General features: G+C 70.2%; 13 protein-coding genes. 4 read left to right on the forward strand and 9 right to left on the reverse strand.

Features of this window, described 5'->3' with window-relative positions:
- Window positions 1-91: 91 nt before the first annotated feature.
- Window positions 92-742 (forward strand): amino acid-binding protein, encoded by a 651-nt coding sequence (locus HQ314_RS03110; RefSeq protein WP_222649515.1) that lies wholly within the window; start codon window positions 92-94, stop codon window positions 740-742.
- Here the strand turns inward: HQ314_RS03110 and ligA are convergent.
- The 8 genes from ligA to HQ314_RS03150 all read right to left on the reverse strand — a co-directional run bounded on the left by ligA (window position 686) and on the right by HQ314_RS03150 (window position 10,019).
- The gene (gene ligA, locus HQ314_RS03115) at window positions 686-2,836 is read right to left on the reverse strand and encodes an NAD-dependent DNA ligase LigA (RefSeq protein ID WP_222649514.1); all 2,151 of its coding nucleotides are present in this window, start codon (window positions 2,834-2,836) and stop codon (window positions 686-688) included. The genes HQ314_RS03110 and ligA overlap by 57 nt on opposite strands.
- 62 nt (window positions 2,837-2,898) lie before the next feature.
- Window positions 2,899-3,924 carry a methionine synthase gene (locus HQ314_RS03120; protein ID WP_222649243.1) on the reverse strand — a complete coding sequence of 342 codons (1,026 nt, stop codon included), beginning with the start codon at window positions 3,922-3,924 and terminating at the stop codon, window positions 2,899-2,901.
- Window positions 3,921-5,030, reverse strand: a complete 1,110-nt coding sequence (gene mnmA, locus HQ314_RS03125; RefSeq protein WP_222631828.1) for a tRNA 2-thiouridine(34) synthase MnmA — start codon at window positions 5,028-5,030, stop codon at window positions 3,921-3,923. Before mnmA ends, HQ314_RS03120 begins: the two co-directional genes overlap by 4 nt.
- A 30-nt stretch (window positions 5,031-5,060) precedes the next feature.
- Window positions 5,061-6,269, reverse strand: coding sequence for a cysteine desulfurase family protein (locus HQ314_RS03130; protein WP_222649244.1), 1,209 nt, complete (start codon window positions 6,267-6,269; stop codon window positions 5,061-5,063).
- Window positions 6,270-6,339: 70 nt separating this feature from the next.
- Entirely contained in the window at window positions 6,340-7,182 is an 843-nt protein-coding gene (locus tag HQ314_RS03135; RefSeq protein WP_222649245.1) for a lysophospholipid acyltransferase family protein, read from the reverse strand.
- Between the two features lie 65 nt (window positions 7,183-7,247).
- A complete protein-coding gene (locus HQ314_RS03140; protein WP_222649246.1) occupies window positions 7,248-8,087 on the reverse strand; it encodes a GNAT family N-acetyltransferase in 840 nt (279 codons plus the stop codon).
- Window positions 8,088-8,211: 124 nt separating this feature from the next.
- A complete protein-coding gene (locus tag HQ314_RS03145) occupies window positions 8,212-9,168 on the reverse strand; it encodes an electron transfer flavoprotein subunit alpha/FixB family protein (protein WP_027507028.1) in 957 nt (318 codons plus the stop codon).
- 50 nt (window positions 9,169-9,218) lie between these two features.
- Window positions 9,219-10,019 (reverse strand): electron transfer flavoprotein subunit beta/FixA family protein, encoded by an 801-nt coding sequence (locus HQ314_RS03150; RefSeq protein ID WP_027507029.1) that lies wholly within the window; start codon window positions 10,017-10,019, stop codon window positions 9,219-9,221.
- A 256-nt stretch (window positions 10,020-10,275) separates the two neighbouring features.
- Here HQ314_RS03150 and HQ314_RS03155 point away from each other — a divergent pair, with 256 nt between their 5' ends.
- The 3 genes from HQ314_RS03155 to HQ314_RS03165 are packed head-to-tail and all read left to right on the forward strand — an operon-like array spanning window position 10,276 to window position 13,843.
- Entirely contained in the window at window positions 10,276-11,061 is a 786-nt protein-coding gene (locus HQ314_RS03155) for a bifunctional 2-polyprenyl-6-hydroxyphenol methylase/3-demethylubiquinol 3-O-methyltransferase UbiG (RefSeq protein WP_222649247.1), read from the forward strand.
- A 29-nt stretch (window positions 11,062-11,090) separates the two neighbouring features.
- A complete protein-coding gene (locus tag HQ314_RS03160; RefSeq protein ID WP_222649516.1) occupies window positions 11,091-12,599 on the forward strand; it encodes a glycoside hydrolase family 57 protein in 1,509 nt (502 codons plus the stop codon).
- A complete protein-coding gene (locus HQ314_RS03165) occupies window positions 12,596-13,843 on the forward strand; it encodes a glycosyltransferase family 4 protein (RefSeq protein WP_027507032.1) in 1,248 nt (415 codons plus the stop codon). The genes HQ314_RS03160 and HQ314_RS03165 overlap by 4 nt, the downstream gene beginning before the upstream one ends.
- 1 nt (window position 13,844) lies before the next feature.
- Here the strand turns inward: HQ314_RS03165 and HQ314_RS03170 are convergent, their stop codons facing one another.
- Window positions 13,845-14,588, reverse strand: a complete 744-nt coding sequence (locus tag HQ314_RS03170) for an acyltransferase (RefSeq protein ID WP_222637765.1) — start codon at window positions 14,586-14,588, stop codon at window positions 13,845-13,847.
- Window positions 14,589-14,608 lie beyond the last annotated feature (20 nt).

Below are 14,608 nucleotides of genomic sequence, written 5' to 3' on the forward strand. Positions count from 1 at the left end.
GCGGCGAGGGACGGCGAGCCCGGCCGTCCTCCACCTTCTCGTGGGCCGCGTGCGACTCGATGGAGACGGCGTCGAGTGCGAGGATGTCGGCGTGTCGTATCTCCTGCGGGTCCAGTTGCCCGACCGTCCGGGCAGTCTCGGGTCGCTCGCCGTCGCCCTGGGTTCGGTGGGGGCCGACATCCTGTCGCTCGACGTCATCGAACGCGGAGCCGGATTCGCGGTGGACGATCTGGTGGTGGACGTCGCGCCGGGCGCCCTCCCCGACACACTCATCGCCGCGGCCGAGAAGCTCACCGACGTCCGCGTGGACTCCATCCGTCCCTACGCCGGCATCCTGGACACACACCGCGAGCTCGAGCTCATCGATCAGGTGGCCACGGCGCACGACGACCGTCTGCAGGTGCTCGTGGACGGTGCGCCGCGGGTCTTGCGCGTCGGATGGAGCACCGTGGTGGGCATGTCGGATCACGGTCCGGCCGTCATCGTCGGCAGCTCCGGGGCGCCCGAGTCGCGGGCCGACGACATGCCGTGGATGCCCCTCGAGAAGCCGGCAGTCCTCGACCCGACCGGAGCATGGGTTCCGCAGTCGTGGAAGGACATGGACACCACACTGGCCGCGGCGCCGCTCGGATCGTCGGGCACCGTGCTGGTGCTGGGACGACCCGGCGGACCGGACTTCCGACCGTCAGAGATCGCCCGGCTCGGCTACCTGGCCGGCATCGTCGCCACCGTCCTCGGCTGAGTCCGCCCCGGCGACCAGCGCGCGGGCCGCGTCGGGCCCCTCGCCGAGCAGCGTGCGGAACCTGTCCTCGTCGAGCACGGGAACACCCAGTTCGAGCGCCTTGTCGTGCTTGGATCCGGGCGCGTCGCCGACGACCACGAACGCCGTCTTCTTCGACACCGACGAGGCCGCCTTGCCGCCGCGGGCCAGGATCGCCTCCTTCGCGTCGTCACGCGTGAACGTGGCGAGCGATCCGGTGACGACGATCGACAGACCGTCGAGCGTGCGCTCGATACTCTCGTCGCGTTCGTCCTCCATGCGCACGCCCGCCGCCGACCACTTCTCCACGATGGCGCGGTGCCAGTCGACGTCGAACCACTCGACGACTGCGCGGGCGATGGTGGGGCCCACCCCGTCGGCGGCGGCCAGTTCCTCCTCCGTCGCCGCCCGGATGGCGTCGAGCGACCCGAAGCGGGCGGCGAGGGCGCGGGCGGCGGTCGGCCCGACATGGCGGATCGACAATCCGACGAGCACCCGCCACAGCGGCTGATCCTTGGCTCGCCCCAGGTTGTCCAGCAATCGCCGACCGTTCGCGGACAGCGCTCCCGCCTTGGTTCGGAAGAGATCCGTCCGGGTGAGCTGGTCCTCGGTGAGATCGAACAGATCGCCCTCGTCCTCGATCACCTGTGCGGACAGCAGCGCCGTCGCGGCCTCGTACCCCAACACCTCGATGTCGAATGCACCACGGCCCGCGACGTGAAAGACCCGCTCCCGCAACTGTGCCGGGCACGAGCGCGAGTTGGGGCAGCGGATGTCGGCGTCGCCCTCCTTGGCCGGTGCGAGCTCGGTTCCGCACTCGGGGCAGTGCGTCGGCATGACGAACTCCCGCTCGTCCCCGGTGCGCGCGTCGACCACAGGACCGAGCACCTCCGGGATCACCTCGCCCGCCTTGCGGATGACCACGGTGTCACCGATCAGCACGCCCTTGCGCACGACCTCGGACGCGTTGTGCAACGTCGCCAGGGACACCGTCGACCCCGCCACGAGCACCGGCTCCATGAACGCGAACGGCGTCACTCGCCCGGTGCGACCGACATTGACCCGGATGTCGAGCAACGTCGTGGTCGCCTCCTCCGGCGGATACTTGAAGGCGATGGCCCAGCGGGGTGCGCGGGACGTGGATCCGAGTCGGCGGTGCAACGCCATCTCGTCGACCTTCACCACGAGGCCGTCGATCTCGTGCTCGACCGAGTGCCGGTTCTCTCCCCAGTACTCCATGCGTTCGACCACCGCGTCCACGCCCTGCACCAGTGCGGTGTGAGTCGAGACCGGCAGACCCCAGGCGGCGAGCGCGTCGTACGCGACGGACTGGGCGGCGGGGGCGAAGCCCTCCATCCGGCCGAACCCGTGACAGATCATGCCGAGCCGCCGCCGCGAGGTGACCGCGGGGTTCTTCTGCCGCAGCGACCCCGCGGCGGAGTTGCGCGGGTTGGCGAACGGCGGCTTGCCCTGCTCGACGAGAGAAGCGTTGAGCGCCTGGAAGTCCTCGAGTCGGAAGAACACCTCGCCCCGCACCTCGAGCAGCGTCGGGACCGGGAACTCGTCCGACGGGGTGAGCACCTCGGGGATGTCGTCGATGGTGCGCGCGTTGAGCGTCACGTCCTCCCCGGTGCGGCCGTCACCGCGGGTGGCGGCGCGCACCAGTCGGCCGTTCTCGTACACCAGATTGAGCGCGACACCGTCGATCTTGACCTCGCAGAGGTAGTGCAGGTTCTCCCCCGCCTCCACCTCGACCCTGCGCGCCCAGGCACGCAGCTCGTCCGCGTCGAACACGTTGTCCAGGGACAACATTCGCTCGAGGTGGTCGACAGCCGTGAAGTCCGTCTCGAAGCCGCCACCGACGAGCTGCGTCGGCGAGTCGGGCGTCCGGAGATCCGGATGCTCCTCCTCCATCGCCTGCAGGCGCTTCAGCAACTCGTCGAACTGCCCGTCCGAGATGATCGGCGCGTCCCGCACGTAGTACCGGAACTGGTGACCGCGGACCTCCTCGGCCAGCGCGTCCCACTCCTGCTTCTGCTCGGGTGAGGCCGGGACCAGGTCCGGCGGTGTCTCGATCTCGTCCACGATCGCAGACTATCGGAGCGCTCCGACACCGTTCCCGGTGACGAAGGCCGGTGTCACAGCGCGTCGGGATCCTCGGTGAAAGCAGCGCGGACGTCGCGCAGCACCGTCAGAGCGTGCCGGGCCCACGGCAGGCTCGCGCCGGACAACCCACACGTGGGTGAGACGGCGACGCGCTCGGCGAGGTACCGCCTCGGGAAGCCCAACCGATCCATCAGTTCCACTGCGGGCGCCGCACTCTCGCGCCACGCCGGGTACTTATCCGGGTCGGTTCCCGGCACCACCCCCAGGACGGCGACACCGCCGCTCTCCAGGTAATCGCCGACCGCGTCGTACCGCGACGTGGGCAGCAGGGACAGATCGAACGAGACGCCGTGCACCCCGCTGCGTTCGAAGACCTCGAACGGGACGTCGGCGGAGCACGTGTGCACGATCACGGGTCGGTTCACCCGCTGCACCACCGAGCCCAGCAGGTCGGCCACCTCCGGCGCCGGCACCGCGGCGATCTGCTCGAGGCTCGTCACGCCCTGCAGGCGACCGGCCAGCACGGCCGCGATGCGAGGTTCGTCGAACTGGACGACCACCTCGGCGCCGAGCCGCCTCGCGACCTCGTCGGCGTGCGCGGCCACTCCCTCGGCCAACGACCCGGCTATGTCGCGCACCGCACCGCCGTCGGTCAAGGCGCGGTGACCGAACGCCAGCTCGATGTCCGCGGCCATCGTCAGCGGGCCCGCGGCCTGCACCTTGACGGCGCGGCCGGATCCGCGCAGCCCGGCCAGTTCCCACTGCTCCTCGAGAACGTCGAGGTCCTCCGTCAGGAAGTCGCGGGCCCGGCGGCTCGTCGTACTCGGCCGTCGGCTCACGCGGTATCCGCTGGTGGCCGCATCGATCTCGATGTCGACCAGCAGCACGCCGGTGCGCCCGATCATGTCGGCGCCGAGACCTCGCGCCGGGAGTTCCACGACGTGCGGCAGGTCGGGGAGCTCGCCGATCACCGTCGTGACGGCGTTCGCGATGTCCGTTCCCGGCCACGAGCCGATACCCGTCGCCACGCCTGCCAGAGCGGCAGCAGGATCCGTCACGGGCGAGCGGACGCGGTGAGTGGCGACTCGGCGGAGGTTCCCGCGATGGTGCCGCTGCCGACCACGATGTCGCCTGCCGGGTCGGGGCGGTACAGCACGGCTGCCTGACCACGTGCGACTCCGGTGAGCGGGGACCGCAGACCGATGCGCAGGGTGTCGCCGTCGACGCGAGCGACGGCGTCCGCGAGTCCGCCGTGTGCCCGGACCTGGACGACGCAGTCCACGTCGCCCTCGGGCGCCGTGCCGGACGTCCAGACGGGTGTGCTCGCATCGATGCCGTACACGTCGAGGCGGCTCGCCGAGCCGACCCGAACGGTCCCGGTCTCGGGCTCGATGGAGGTGACGTACCGCGGCTTGCCGTCGGCGGCCGGTCCCTCGACGCCCAGGCCCTTGCGCTGGCCGACGGTGAACCCGTGCACACCGTCGTGCTCGGCGAGCACCGCGCCGGAGTCCGCGTCGACCACCGATCCGGGGCGCACGCCGATACGGGCGCCGAGGAACGCCCGGGTGTCGCCGGACGGGATGAAGCAGATGTCGTGACTGTCGGGCTTGTCCGCGACGGCGAGACCGCGGCGGGCGGCCTCGTCACGCACCTCCGCCTTCGGGGTGTCCCCGATCGGGAACAGGGCACGGGACAGCTGGCGCGCGGTGAGGACGCCCAGCACGTAGGACTGGTCCTTGTCGGCATCGACCGCACGACGCAGCACGCCGTCCTCGAGCCGGGCGTAGTGGCCGGTGGCGACCGCGTCGAAACCGAGCGCCTCGGCCCGATCGGCGAGCGCCGCGAACTTGATCTTCTCGTTGCAGCGCAGGCACGGGTTCGGGGTCTCGCCTGCGGCGTAGGACGCGACGAAGTCGTCGATCACGTCCTCCTTGAACCGATCCGCGAAATCCCAGACGTAGAACGGGATCCCGAGCACGTCCGCGGCGCGGCGCGCGTCCCCGGCGTCCTCCTTGGAGCAGCACCCGCGCGACCCGGTGCGCAGAGCGCCGGGAGCGGTGGACAGCGCCAGGTGCACCCCGACCACCTCGTGGCCGGCATCGACGGCACGCGCCGCCGCCACGGCGGAATCGACGCCGCCGCTCATCGCTGCCAGAACTCTCATGTCACCACTCTTCTCGTCTCGACGTTCTCGTCATCTCGAACTGGACGCCATGCCGGCGGCCCGCGCACGTTCGACGACGCGCGGCAGGACCTCGAGCAGTGCGTCGACATCGGCGTCGGTGCTGGTGTGGCCCAAGGAGAACCGCAGTGATCCGCGGGCATCGGCCGCATCGACGCCCATCGCCAGCAGCACATGACTCGCCCGCGCGACACCCGCCGTGCACGCGGATCCCGTCGAACACTCGACACCGGAGGCGTCGAGCAACATCAACAGTGAATCGCCCTCGCATCCGGGGAACGTGACGTGCACGTTGCCGGGAAGTCTGTCCGCGCCGCGGGCACCGTTGACCGACGCGCCGGGCACCGCGTCGAGGACACCCTCGATGACACGCTCGCGCAACGCCACGAGCCGCGCCTCGGTGTCGGCCCGTCCGGCGACGGCGACGTCGAGGGCGGCCGCCATGCCCACGGCACCTGCCGTGTCGGGCGTCCCGGACCGGACGTCGCGTTCCTGACCGCCTCCGTGCAGCAGTGATTCGCAGGGCACCGAGCGTCCGAGCAGCAGCGCGCCGACGCCCTGGGGTCCGCCGAACTTGTGTGCCGCGATGGACAGCGCGGAGAGACCACTGGACGCGAAGTCGAGCTCACGGACACCGGCCACCTGGACCGCGTCGCTGTGCATGGGCACGTCGAACTCGGCCGCGATGGCAGCGAGTTCGCGGATCGCCATGATGGTGCCCACCTCGTTGTTCGCCCACATGATCGACACGACGGCGACCTCGTCGGGGTGCAGCTCGAGTTCTCGGCGCAGCGTCGACGGGAGGACGCGGCCGTCGGCCTCGACCGGCAACCAGGACACCGCGGCGCCCTCGTGACGTTCGAGCCACTCCACGGCATCGAGCACGGCGTGATGCTCGACCGAGCTGGTGATCACGCGGACGCGACGAGGATCACGCGCTCGGCGTGCCCAGAAGATGCCCTTGACCGCCAGATTGTCGCTCTCGGTGCCGCCGGAGGTGAAGATGACCTCGGACGGACGAGCGCCCAGCGCCGCGGCGATGGACTCCCGCGACTCCTCGATGCGGCGGCGGGCCGTGCGCCCCGATCCGTGCAGGGACGACGCGTTTCCCACGGTCCGATGGATCTCCGTCATCGCCTCGATCGCCGCGGGGACCATCGGAGTGGTCGCGGCATGATCGAGGTACACCGGCGTTCCGGGCACACGTGGGGGCTGTGGCATGACGTGGTCCAGGATAACCGGTCGCGGACCTCGCCTCTCCCCCGCGCGAGCACGCCCGAACTGCCGTGCGTCAGCGCGCCCGCACGACGGTTCCGGCGTACTCACCGGGGCGGACCGGCTGGGCGAGCCGATCCCGGCGCGGCAGTCGCGTGCGGGTGACGCGCAGGGGCGGAACTGCCGTCTCGTCCTGGTGTCGGCGCACGGCCAACTCCGCGCTGCGCGCCAGCAGTCGACGATCGTCGATGGGCGCGATGTCCTCGCACACCCGCACGGCGGCACGGACGCCCTTCAGCCGCAGGATCCTCGACATCGACTCGCCGATGGTCTCGTCGCCCACGAAGGCGGTGGCCGTCGTCGGACGGTGGTCGACGTCGCGGTAGGTGACCGCGATCGGCCGCACCACCGCACCGGCGTCGATGGCCGCCTGGAACAGGGCGGGACGGAACGATCCGTAGGCGGTTCCGCACCAGGTGGTGCCCTCGGGGAAGACGACCACCGTGGCTCCCGATCGCAAGGCCTCGGTCACCTCGTCGACGGTGCCGGGCAGGGAGCGGAGTCGCTCACGGGCGATGGGGACGACCCGCACGATGCGTGCGAGCAGACCCAGGACGGGCCAGTCCACGAGGTCCGCGCGGGCGACGAAGCGGCACGGGAAACAGGCTGCCAGCACCAGGACGTCCGTCCAGGACACGTGATTGGCGACGACGAGCGTTCCGACGCCGGTGGGCTCGGCCGTGCGGTCGCCGTTCAGAGTCACCCGGACACCGAGCGCGCCGAGGAGTCCCCTGGCTCCGGCACGTGCGGCGGCGCGTCGACCGCCCGCCGGCAACACCCGGCCCGCCAGCAGGAGCGGGACCACGGCGAGCAGCACCGCCACCAGGACGCAGCGCACCACCACGCGTGCGGTGCCCACGGTCGCCGAGACCGCCGGATGACACCCCGTCCCGCACGGGCTGGCGGGCATCCAGGCGTGTGTCGTCACGCGTGCGACTCCGCGGTCGCCGCGGCCGAGCGGAGCCGGTCGAGATAGCGGACGTTGGCGTCCTTCATGTGCAGGAGGGTGACGAAGTCCGCGACGCCGAAATCGGGATCGTGGGCCGGCTCCCCGCAGATCGAGGCGCCCATGCGCAGGTAGCCGCGCATCAGGGCCGGCACCGAGGTGCGGGAGGGTGCCGTCATGTCGGCGAGGGCGACACCGTCGACCCGCACGGGGGTCCGGGGATACGCGCGGACCTCGGAGCGGTGCCGCTTCTCGACGAGGTCGTACACGCCCTTGACGTGCGCGCCGTCCGGCTCCCCGTCCCCGAGTGCCATGGGGACCGACACACAGCCCATCACCCGGTCGTAGCCACCGAGGTCGATGTACCGGAGGATCCCGGACCACATCAGCGCCAGCACCGAGCCGGATCGATGGCCCTCCAGGACGCATGCACGACCCATCTCGACCGTCCGCAACTCGTGTGCACGCAGTTCGCTGATGTCGAACTCCGTCGCCGTGTAGTACCCGCCGGCGCGCTCCGCACCGTCCGGGGTGAGCATGCGGTAGCAGCCGACACGATCGCCGGTGCGGTTGTCGACGACGAGCAGGTGATCGCAGTGGTCGTCGAAGCGGTCGGCGTCGAGGCCGCCGTCGAAGGCGGTCGACTCGTACCCCGCTTCCGAGCCGAACACGGTGGCGCGCAACCGCTGCGCCGCGAGCACGTGTTCCGGGGTGGATCCGAGAACGAGTGAGTGGTGCTTGTCGGAGACGAGCACGTGCTCGTCGGCCGAGGACGGGGTGATGACGGTCGGTGCCGAGTCGCACACATCTGATGTCATGGCACATAGATCTATCGAGCCCACTCGACGGCACTCACAACACGACGTGACCGGAAGGTGCACGAACGACGAAAGCCCCGCTACCGACGAACGGTAGCGGGGCTCTCGGGTACTGCTGAGGGGATCAGCCCTTGCGCTTCTTCACTGCCTCGGCGAGCTGAGGCGTGACGTCGAAGAGGTCGCCCACGACGCCGAAGTCCGCGATCTCGAAGATCGGTGCTTCCTCGTCCTTGTTGACGGCGACGATCGTCTTGGACGTCTGCATGCCGGCGCGGTGCTGGATCGCACCGGAGATGCCGAGCGCGACGTACAGCTGGGGCGAGACGGTCTTGCCCGTCTGACCCACCTGGAACTGGCCCGGGTAGTAGCCCGAGTCGACGGCTGCACGCGACGCGCCGACGGCCGCACCGAGCGAGTCGGCCAGGTCCTCGACGACGGAGAACTTGTCCGCGCTGCCGACACCGCGACCACCGGAGACGACGACCGACGCCTCGGTGAGCTCGGGGCGGTCGCCGCCGGCGACGGGCTCACGCGAGGTGACCTTGACGACGGCCTCCTCCTGCGCGGGAACCTCGACGTCGACACGCTCACCGGCACCGGCCTGCGGCTCGGCGTCGATGGCACCCGGGCGGAGCGAGATGACCGGGACGTCGCCGTTGGTCTTCGCCTCGACGGTGAACGCGCCACCGAAGATGGAGTACGTGGCGGACTTGTCGGCGTTGATCGCCACGACGTCCTGGTGCAGTCCGGCACCGAGGCGAGCGGCGAGACGACCCGCCACCTCCTTGCCCTCGATGCCACCGGACGTGAGGATCGCGGCGGGCGAGACCGACTCGGCCAGGGACGACAGCACGTCGACCTTGGGCGTGACGAGGAAGCCGTCGACGTCGGCGGACTCCGCGACATAGATCTTCGCGGCGCCGGCCTCGGTGAGTGCGGCGGCGATCGCGTCGGTGGTGCCCGGCGCTCCCGTGACCACCGCGGACGGCTCACCCAGAACGCGGGCGGCCGTGATGAGCTCGCTGGTGACCTTCTTCAGTGCCCCGTCTGCGTGCTCGACGAGTACGAGTACCTCTGCCATGGTGTTTCTCCTGTACTGCAGTGAGACGAATGTGTGCTGGTGACGGGGATCTAGATGATCTTCTGCGCGACGAGGTACTCGGCGACCTTGGTTCCGCCGTCGCCCTCGTCGTTCACGCGCTCACCAGCGGTCTTCGGCGGCTTCGGGGTCACCGTGGTGACGGTGGTGCCCGCGTTCGCGACGCCCACGGTCTCCGGATCGACGCCGATGTCGGCGAGGGTGAGGACCTGCACCGTCTTCTTCTTGGCGGCCATGATGCCCTTGAAGGACGGGAAGCGCGGCTCGTTGATCTTCTCGGTGACGCTGACGATCGCGGGGAGATCCGCCTCGAGGCCGAAGATGCCCTCGTCGGTCTCGCGCTCGCCGCTGACCTTGCCGTCGGCGACGACCAGCTTGCGCATCTGGGTCAGCTGCGGGATGCCGAGGTACTCGGCGATGATGGCGGGGACCGCGCCGATGCGGCCGTCGGTCGCCTCGTTGCCGGCGATGACCAGATCTGCGGCCTCACCGTTCTCGAACTCCACCTGGCCGAGTGCGGCAGCGAGAGCCCACGCGGTCTGGATGGCGTCGGAACCGTGCATGGCCGGATCGTTGACGTGCACAGCACTGTCCGCGCCCATGGAGAGGGCCTTGCGGATGGCCTCGGTCGCGCGGTCGGGTCCTGCCGAGAGAACCTTGACCTCGCCGCCGTCGCGCTCCTTGATCAGGAGTGCCTCCTCCACGGCGCGCTCGTTGATCTCGTCGAGCACGGCATCGGCCGCGTCGCGGTCGAGCGTGTAGTCGCCGTCCGAGAGCTTGCGCTCGGACCACGTGTCGGGAACCTGCTTGATCAGTACGACGATGTTCGTCATGGGTCTTCGTCGACCTCCTGTGTCCTGTCTCGGTGAATCAGGTCTTGATCTCGTAGCGCGGGGCCCGAAACGTATTCGGAGTTCACGCTGCGCGCGGTGGGCCGAAGCCCCGGAACCGACGTGTCACGGACGTTACCCCATTCGTGGTTACTGATGGGTAACTTACTCCTGTCGGGCCGATAAATCACCCCCCGGGGCCCCTCGGACCGCCGACCGGCGTCGCTCGACCGGGCAGGTGGGAACTACTGTCGCCCGGATGAACGACGCCGCGACCGACACGACCGTGTCGACCGAGACACCCCTCCCGCTCACCGGCGAGCGCACCGTGCCCGGCATCGCCGAGGAGAACTACTGGTTCCGTCGGCACGAGGTCGTGTACCGCCGTCTCGCACCGGCCTGCGCCGACCGAGTGGTGCTCGAGGCGGGCTCCGGCGAGGGCTACGGCGCCGACATGATCGCGCGGACGGCGACACGGGTGATCGGTCTCGACTACGACCGCAGCGCCGCCGAACACGTCGCTCGCCGGTACCCGTCGGTCGCCATGACCCGAGGCAACCTCGCGATGCTGCCGCTGCGCGGCGAGAGCGTCGACGTCGTCGTCAACTTCCAGGTGATCGAACATCTGTGGGACCAGGCCGAGTTCCTGCGGGAGTGCCTCCGGGTTCTGGTTCCCGGCGGCGTCCTCCTCGTCAGCACTCCCAACCGCATCACGTTCTCCCCCGGCCGGGACACCCCGCTGAACCCCTTCCACACCCGCGAGCTCGCACCTGCGGAACTACGGGAACTACTGTCCGACACGGGATTCGAGATCGACTCGATGACCGGAGTGCATCACGGCGAGCGACTGCGCGAACTCGACGCGACCCAAGGCGGATCGTTCATCGACGCGCAGATCGACCGCGCGCTCGCCGGTGAGCCGTGGCCCGCGACCCTGGTCGCCGACGTCGCCGGCATCACCGTCGACGACTTCGACCTTCACGCCGAGGCGATCGACGAGAGCCTGGATCTCGTCGCGGTGGCCCGGAAACCGTCCAGCACGTGACGAGCGCCACCTCGGCCGACGAACCGGGCATGTTCGCGCTCGTCCTGCACTCCCATCTCCCGTGGCTCGCCCACCAGGGGCGGTGGCCCGTCGGGGAAGAGTGGCTCTACCAGTCGTGGGCAGATTCGTACCTGCCCGTGGTCCGCGAACTGCGGACCCTGGCCGACGAGGGCCGCACCGATCTGCTGACCCTCGGCGTCACCCCGGTACTCGCCGCCCAACTGGACGATCCGTACAGCCTCGACGGGATGCATCACTGGCTCGGCAACTGGCAGCTCCGCGCCGCCGAAGCCGCCGGGTCCCGTGACCCGGACCGCCGCGCGCTCGGTCACCGCGAACACCGGCGATCGGCTGCCGCTCTGCACGAGTTCGAGACCCGCTGGCGCCACGGCGGCGCCCCCCGACTGCGCGAACTGGCCGACTCCGGCGCCGTCGAACTGCTCGGTGGGCCGTCGATGCACCCGTTCCAACCTCTGCTCGACCCACGACTGCGGACGTTCGCGCTCCGCGAGGGACGCGCCGACGCCGTACGCCGGTGGGGCCGCGGCACCGAGGGCATCTGGGCACCCGAGTGCGCCTTCACCGCAGGGATGGAACTCGACTACGCCGCCGCGGGCGTCGGACACTTCATGGTCGACGGCCCGGCTCTGCACGGAGACACGACGTGCGGCCGTCCGGTCGGCGACACCCACGTCGTCGCGTTCGGTCGCGATCTCCCGGTCAGCTATCGCGTGTGGTCACCGAAGTCCGGTTATCCCGGTCATTCCGCGTACCGCGACTTCCACACCTACGACCACGACACCGGGCTGAAGCCGTCCCGGGTCACCGGCAGAAGCGTCGCGGGCCCGGACAAGGCACCGTACGAACCGGAGCGCGCCGCAGCAGCCGTCCGCTCGCACGTCGAGGACTTCGTCGACGTGGTTCGCCGCCGGCTGCGCTCCGAACACGCGCGCACCGGGTCCCCGGCACTGGTGGTCGCCGCCTTCGACACCGAGCTCTTCGGACACTGGTGGCACGAGGGTCCGGCATGGTTGGCCGGCCTCCTGCGTGCGCTCCCCGAGGCCGGCATCCGCGTCGGGACACTCGCGGGCGCGAAACGAGACGGCTACGTCGGTGACCCCGTCGACCTCCCGGACACCTCCTGGGGCAGCGGGAAGGACTGGCGGGTGTGGGCGGGCGATCCCGTCCGCGACCTGGTCGATCTCAACGCCGAGGTCACCGCCACCGCGCTCGACGCCGTCGACGCGGCACCCCCCGGCGGTCTGCGAGACCGTGTCGCGGACCAGATCCTGCGCGAGACGATGCTCACCGTCTCGAGCGACTGGGCCTTCATGGTGAGCAAGGACTCGGCCGCGCAGTACGCCCGCGACCGCGCCCACAAGCACGCTCACGCGGTGCGCGAGATCGCCGACGCCCGCGTGCATGGGCATCACGCACGGGCCGCCGACCTTGCATCCGGGTGGAACCAGGCGGACGATCTGTTCCCGGGCCTCGATGCGCGGCGTCTGCAACCGACGGGTCGGGAGGTGCGGGCGTGAAGGTCCTGATGATCTCGTGGGAGTACCCGCCCGTGGTGGTCGGCGGCCTCGGTCGCCACGTCCACCATCTCGCGGTGGAACTGGCCGCGGCCGGACACGAGGTGGTGGTCCTCTCCCGCCGCCCCACGGGTTCCGACGCGGCGACCCACCCCACCGTGAGCTCGGTCGCCGAGGGCGTGCTCGTCGTCGCCGTGGCCGAGGATCCGGCGCACTTCACCTTCGGAGTGGACATGCTGGAGTGGACGCTCGCGATGGGTCACGCGATGGTGCGCGCCGGCCTCGCACTCTCCAAGCCCGGCATCGGCGAGGGGTGGGTTCCCGACGTCGTCCATGCCCACGACTGGCTGGTGGCGCACCCGGCGATCGCGCTCGCCGAGTACTACGACGTCCCGCTGGTCTCGACGATCCACGCGACGGAGGCCGGACGCCACAGCGGATGGGTCTCCGGCCGCGTGAACCGCCAGGTGCACTCCGTGGAATGGTGGCTGGCGCACGAATCCGATTCCGTCATCACGTGTTCCGCGGGAATGGAGGACGAGGTGGTCCGCCTCTTCGGTCCGCTTCCGTCCCCGGTCCACGTGATACGCAACGGCATCGACACCCGGACCTGGACGTACCGTCCTCGCGCGGCGCGCACCGGCGCCCCGTCCCTGCTCTTCGTGGGTCGGTTGGAGTACGAGAAGGGGGTGCAGGATCTGATAGCGGCACTCCCCCGTGTCCGACGGACGCACCCCGGCACCACGCTCACCGTCGTCGGCGACGGGACCCAGCTCGACCACCTCGTCGATCTGGCGCGTGTGCACCGGGTGCGCCGGGCGGTGACGTTCGTCGGATCCCTCGGCCACGACGGCGTTCTCGGGCATCTGCATCGGGCGGACGCGCTGGTGCTGCCGAGTCGATACGAGCCCTTCGGCATCATCGCCCTCGAGGGCGCCGCGGCCGGCACACCGCTCGTCGCCTCCACCGCGGGCGGCCTGGGCGAAGCCGTCGTCGACGGCGTCACCGGGATGTCCTTCGTTCCCGGCGATGTCGGCTCCTTGGCGACGGCGGTGCGGCGCACACTCGACGACCCCGCTGCGGCACGTACCCGGAGTGACGCGGCACGTGCGCGACTCACGTCCGACTTCGACTGGCACTCCGTGGCCCGCGAGACCGCCACGGTCTACTCCACCGCGAAGCGCCGGGTGCGCTTTCCGCTGGGCAGGCCCACGATCAGCGAACGTCCACTGCCCGAACGGGACTGAGTCACTCGCTCCCGAGCGACTTCTTGCGGGCGATGTCCTCCAGTGCGGCGACGTACGCCGCGCGGTCCTCCGCGCCGGCCTCCCAGTCGGTGCGACGGTTCCGGACCACTCGTGCGGGTGCGCCGACCGCGATCCCGTAGTCGGGCACGTGACCCTTGACCACCGCGTGCGCGCCCAGGACGCAGCCGCGACCGACGACGGTCTCCCGCAGCACGGTCACCTTCGCGGCGATCCACGTGTCCGGGCCGATCCGCACCGGCGACTTGACGATGCCCTGATCCTTGATCGGCACCGTGATGTCCTCGGTCCGATGATCGAAATCGCAGATGTAGCACCAGTCGGCGACGAGGGTGGACGCACCGATCTCGATATCGAGATAGGTGTTGACGACGTTGTCCTTGCCGAACACCACCTTGTCACCGATGCGCAGCGACCCCTCGTGGCAGCGGATCGCGTTGCCGTCACCGATGTGCACCCAGCGACCGATCTCGAGTCGCGCCAGCTCGGGCGTCGCGTGGATCTCGACGTTCTTGCCGAGGAACACCATTCCGCGCAGCACCACGTGCGGGTTCGCGGCCTTGAAACGCGCGAGGCGGTAGTACCGCACCAGGTACCAGGGCGTGTACGCCTTGTGGCTGATCACCCAGCGTAGCGACGCGAGCGTGAGGAAGCGCGCCTGGTCGGGGTCACGTCGCCGCGATCCTCGCCACCGGGTGCGCAACGGCGCGTTCCACATGCTGGTCATGGGCGGCACATTACTGTCGG

Source organism: Rhodococcus sp. BP-332, from assembly GCF_019836065.1.
GTDB lineage: Bacteria > Actinomycetota > Actinomycetes > Mycobacteriales > Mycobacteriaceae > Rhodococcoides.

Excerpts from the sequence above, each read along its gene's own strand:
- HQ314_RS03155 (WP_222649247.1), top strand. The coding sequence starts at position 10,276 with ATGAACGACGCCGCGACCGACACGACCGTGTCGACCGAGACACCCCTC.
- HQ314_RS03130 (WP_222649244.1), bottom strand. The coding sequence starts at position 6,269 with ATGCCACAGCCCCCACGTGTGCCCGGAACGCCGGTGTACCTCGATCAT.
- HQ314_RS03145 (WP_027507028.1), bottom strand. The coding sequence starts at position 9,168 with ATGGCAGAGGTACTCGTACTCGTCGAGCACGCAGACGGGGCACTGAAG.
- mnmA (WP_222631828.1), bottom strand. The coding sequence starts at position 5,030 with ATGAGAGTTCTGGCAGCGATGAGCGGCGGCGTCGATTCCGCCGTGGCG.
- HQ314_RS03140 (WP_222649246.1), bottom strand. The coding sequence starts at position 8,087 with ATGACATCAGATGTGTGCGACTCGGCACCGACCGTCATCACCCCGTCC.
- HQ314_RS03160 (WP_222649516.1), top strand. The coding sequence starts at position 11,091 with ATGTTCGCGCTCGTCCTGCACTCCCATCTCCCGTGGCTCGCCCACCAG.
- HQ314_RS03170 (WP_222637765.1), bottom strand. The coding sequence starts at position 14,588 with ATGACCAGCATGTGGAACGCGCCGTTGCGCACCCGGTGGCGAGGATCG.
- HQ314_RS03150 (WP_027507029.1), bottom strand. The coding sequence starts at position 10,019 with ATGACGAACATCGTCGTACTGATCAAGCAGGTTCCCGACACGTGGTCC.